Origin of the sequence: Methylobacterium sp. WL103, from assembly GCF_008039885.1 — a bacterium.
GTDB classification, from domain to species: domain Bacteria; phylum Pseudomonadota; class Alphaproteobacteria; order Rhizobiales; family Beijerinckiaceae; genus Methylobacterium; species Methylobacterium cerastii.
Genome location: NZ_VRUX01000357.1, coordinates 1 through 4,378 on the forward strand (window position 1 = coordinate 1; position 4,378 = coordinate 4,378).

The following is a 4,378-nucleotide window of genomic DNA, read 5'->3' on the forward strand; positions in this document are numbered from 1 at the left end:
ACGTCGGCCGGGGGCGCGGGGGCGAGCAGGCGGTCGAACAGCGAGCGGGCGCGAACGGGCTTGATCAGGTAGGTGTCGAAGCCGGCCGCACCCGGCGCGCCGAATTCGCGCCGGTCGAACGGCGAGAGCAGGACGAGGCTGCAGCGCACGCCGCAGGCCCGGGCCTGGTCGGCCAGCCGCCGAACAGCGTCGTCGCCGAGCGCCCGGTCGGCGATCACCGCGTCGAAGCCGACGCCGGCCAGCGCGTCGAGTCCGTCCTTGAGGTTGGGCATCACCACGGCAGCCGCGCCGGAGCGGGCGAGGTTGCGCGCCAGGAACGGCGCCTGGAACGGCGAGTCGGCGACGATCAGCACCTTGCGCGCCGCCAGCACCGGACGCGGCGCGGGGGCGGGCTGGTCGTCGGCTTCCGGCAGCGGCAGCACCACGCGGAAGGTCGAGCCGCGGCCGAGCTTCGATTCCACCTCGATCCGGCCGCCCATCCGCAGGACGAGGCGGCGGGTGATGGCCAGCCCGAGGCCGGTGCCCTCGTGGCTGCGGCTGGCGCTGCCGTCGCCCTGCTCGAACTCCTCGAACAGCGAGCCGATGCGGTCCTCGGCGATGCCCGGCCCGGTGTCGGCGACCGTGAGCAGGATCGCGCCGTCGGCTCGCGCCACGCCGACGCCGACGCCGCCGGATTGGGTGAACTTCACCGCGTTGCCGACGAGGTTGACCAGGATCTGCCGCACCCGGTCGCCGTCGCCGACCACCAGGGCCGGCACGTCCTCGGCCACGTCGAGGGCGATCTCGATGCCCTTGTCCTGCGCGCGCGGCGCCAGCAGCTCGACCACGGCCTCGGCGGTGGTCGCGACGTCGAACGGTTCGGCGGCGAGATCGATGCGGCCCGCCTCGATGCGCGAGAAATCGAGGATGCCGTCGATCAGCGAAAGCAGCGCCTGCCCGCTGGTGCGGACCGCCTGGACGTAGGTGCGCTGCTCGGCGTCGAGGCCCGTGTCGAGGACGAGCTCGGCCATGCCGAGGATGCCGTTGAGCGGCGTGCGGAACTCGTGGCTGACCGTGGCGAGGAAGCGCGACTTGGCGACGCTCGCGGATTCGGCGCGCGAGAGCGCCACATCGAGGGCACGCGCCGACTCGACGCGCCCGGTCACGTCGCGGCCGGCGCGCAGCCATTGGATCGGCTCGCTCCCGCGGGCGATCGGCACCTCGACGAAGGCGAACCAGCGCGGCACGCCGTCGGGCGGCATCACCCGCACCTCGCTCCGGCGCACCCCGTCCGGGCCTGTCTCGGCGCCGGCGGCCTCGAGCACCTGGAGGTCGAGGGTCGCGCCGATCATCGCGAGCGGCGTCCGGTCGAAGAGCGCGGCGTAGCCTTCGTTGGCGAAGGTGATGCGCCCGGCCGCGTCGCGCTGGACGATCACGTCGGTGGTCGCCTCGACCAGGGCGCGGTAGCGGTCCTCGCTCTCGGAGACCTGCCAGATCCGGTCGTGAAGATGCTCGGTGTCGTCCTGGGCGCCCGCCCGCCCACGGCGCGCCCAGGCGAAGGCGACGCTTCCCACGGTGACGAGGAGCGCGAGCGCGACGACGAGGTCCCTGGGGTCCATGCGGATCTCCCCCGGCGTGACGCACCCGGGCAGGGTGGACCATCGCAGGCGAGGCTGAACGATCGGTTGGGAAAGGCGCTTAATCGGAGGTTGCGACGCGCACGCCTCCCGATGTCGCGGCGCGTCGCCGTTCGAGCGTTCCCTCGCCGCAAGCGGTCACCCGCCGCGGGTCATCAACTCTGCGGAAAATCCGCGCCCAGGCTGGTCTCGCGCCAGGCTTCGATCTCGGCGAGCCGCGCCTTCAGCTTCGCGGTGACCGCGTCGTAGCCCCAGGCGCCGAGGACGAGGTGGCGCGGGGGATTGTCGATCTCCGCGACGCGGATCATCGCCTCCGCCGCGCGGACCGGGTCGCCGGCCTGGGTGCCGCTCTTCTCCGAGGTGGCGGTCAGCCGCGCGCCCGCGGTCTCGGCGTAGTCGGGGATCGTGCTCGGGGTCTGCTTCAGCGAGCGTCCGGCCCAGTCGGTGCGGAACGGACCGGGTTCGATGCAGGTGACCTTGATGCCGAGGGGCGCGGTCTCGGCGGCGAGCGCGTCCGACCAGCCCTCGACCGCATGCTTGCTCGCCGAATAATAGCCCGAGGCGGGAAAGCCGATGAAGCCCGCCACCGAGGTGACGTTGAGAATGCGGCCGCCGCGTTGCGCCCGCATGCCGGGCAGCACCGCGCGGGTCAGCGCGAACAGGCCGAACACGTTGGCGTCGAACTGCGCGCGAATCTCGGCCTCGACGCCCTCCTCGACCGAAGCCTGGTAGCCGTAGCCGGCATTGTTCACGAGCACGTCGACCCGGCCGAACGCGGCGTGGGCCGCCGCGACCGCGGCTTCGACCTGGGCTTGGTCGGTCACGTCGAGGGCGAGCGCCAGGGCGCGGTCGCCCGCGGCCTCGGCGAGGTCCGCGACGCGGCCGACATCGCGGGCCGTCACCACCGCGCGCCAGCCGCGGGCGAGCACGGCGCGGGCGAGGTCGTGGCCGAAGCCGGTGGATCAGCCGGTGATGAACCAGACGGGGGTGGTCGCGGAGGCCATGCGGATCGTCCCGTGCGCCCCGGCGGCCGGGGCGATGCGTGAGGGAAACGCGCATCCGGCCCAGGGCCGGGACGCGCGGCGTCCTCACGCAGATAGGACGCAGCGACGCCCCGGCGACGGGCTGGGCCGTCGCCGGGGCGGGGATCGTGCTGGGCTGCGCTGCGGCAGGCCCGTCGAGATCACTGGACGGCGTAGCGGGCGTGGCCCTCGATGGTGCCGGCATGGTGCTGCACCGGCACCTGGGCCTGGCCGACGAAGTAGGCCTCGACCATCTCGCGCACGACCTCGGCGAGGTCGTCGGCGCGGGCGAGGTCGAGTTGCAGGTCGCTGCCGACCGACCGGCCGAGGCTCGCCGCGCAATGGGTCTTGGCCACGAGCTTCTCGGCGTAGAGCTGGCCGATGCCGGAGACCGAGATCAGGTTGCGACCGCCGAGCTCCGGGCCGTACTTGATGACGATGCGCTGCTCGGGCTGCGAGGTGCCGCTGAGGACCGCGCGCAGGGTGACGAAGTCCTCCTTGTCGATCGCGCAGTCGAGGCCGGCGATGCGGCCGTGGACGTTGTCGCGCTCGTCCAGCACCTCGGACATCAAGGTCAGGACGCCGAGCACCGGCTGCAGCGCGCGCACGCCCTCGGCGAGCAGCCGGCTGCGAAAGCCGTTCTCGCGCGCCTCGGAGGCTTCGAGGCTGGCGTGGAAGCGATTCTTGATCTCTGACGGGTTGGTCATGGCGTGTCCTCGGATTCGACTGTCGATCTTTGGCGACCGTGATTCGAGACCTAGGGGTTTTCTTGATCTGCCACAATAGTGTGCAAAGTATTCCCGCCTGCCTGCACAATGGGCGGCTGGCGCGTGGATGATCATGCCTCTTTCCGGTGCAGACGCTCTGCCCGTCCTCGCGCGCACGAGGACGGGTCGCGAAACCGCTTCCGCTTCACGGGCCGGCGCCGATGGTGTAGGCGCGGCATCGATCCTTCGCCGCGCTCCCCTTCGCGACGCGCGGCACACGTCTCGATACCAGGAACGGACAGGCACCATGGCCGCCCGCATCGACGCCACCTTCGCCCGCTGCCGCGCGGAAGGCCGCGCCGCCCTCGTGACCTACGTGATGGCGGGCGACCCCGACCCCGAGACCTCGCTGAAGGTGCTGCAGGCGTTGCCGGCGTCGGGCGCCGACATCGTCGAGTTCGGCCTGCCCTTCACCGACCCGATGGCCGACGGCCCGGCGATCCAGGCCGCGGGCCTGCGGGCGCTGAAGGCCGGCCAGGGCGTCGCGAAGACGCTCGACCTCGTGCGCCGGTTCCGTGCGGGCAACGTCGACACGCCGGTGATCCTGATGGGCTACTTCAACCCGATCCACACCTACGGCGTCGAACGCTTCCTCGACGACGCGTCGGCGGCCGGCATCGACGGGCTGATCGTGGTCGACCTGCCGCCCGAGGAGGACGACGAGCTCTGCCTCCCGGCGCTGGCCAAGGGCCTCGCCTTCATCCGGCTGGCGACGCCGACCACCGACGAGCGGCGCCTGCCGGCCGTCCTCGCGAACACCGCCGGCTTCGTCTACTACGTCTCGATCAACGGCATCACCGGCACGGCGACGCCGGATTTCGGCGCCGTCGGCACCGCGGTCGGTCGCATCCGCCGCCACACGGCGCTGCCCGTAGTGGTCGGATTCGGCGTGAAGACCGGCGCCCACGCCGCGGCGATCGCCAAGGGCGCGGACGGCGTCGTCGTCGGCTCGGCGCTGGTCGACGCGCTGCAC

At 72.5% G+C, this 4,378-nt stretch carries 3 protein-coding genes and 1 pseudogene; 1 reads left to right on the forward strand and 3 read right to left on the reverse strand.

Features of this window, described 5'->3' with window-relative positions:
* From FV222_RS18305 to FV222_RS18315, 3 genes and pseudogenes are all read right to left on the reverse strand, one after another.
* Positions 1-1,598: ATP-binding protein (locus FV222_RS18305; protein WP_147815335.1), on the reverse strand; the 1,598-nt coding region annotated here is incomplete at its 3' end.
* A gap of 173 nt (positions 1,599-1,771) precedes the next feature.
* A pseudogene (locus FV222_RS18310) lies at positions 1,772-2,620 on the reverse strand (oxidoreductase).
* Positions 2,621-2,799: 179 nt separating this feature from the next.
* A complete protein-coding gene (locus FV222_RS18315) occupies positions 2,800-3,345 on the reverse strand; it encodes a hypothetical protein (protein WP_147751840.1) in 546 nt (181 codons plus the stop codon).
* A gap of 307 nt (positions 3,346-3,652) precedes the next feature.
* Between FV222_RS18315 and trpA the strand changes: the two genes are divergently transcribed.
* Positions 3,653-4,378: tryptophan synthase subunit alpha (trpA, locus tag FV222_RS18320; protein WP_147815336.1), on the forward strand; the 726-nt coding region annotated here is incomplete at its 3' end.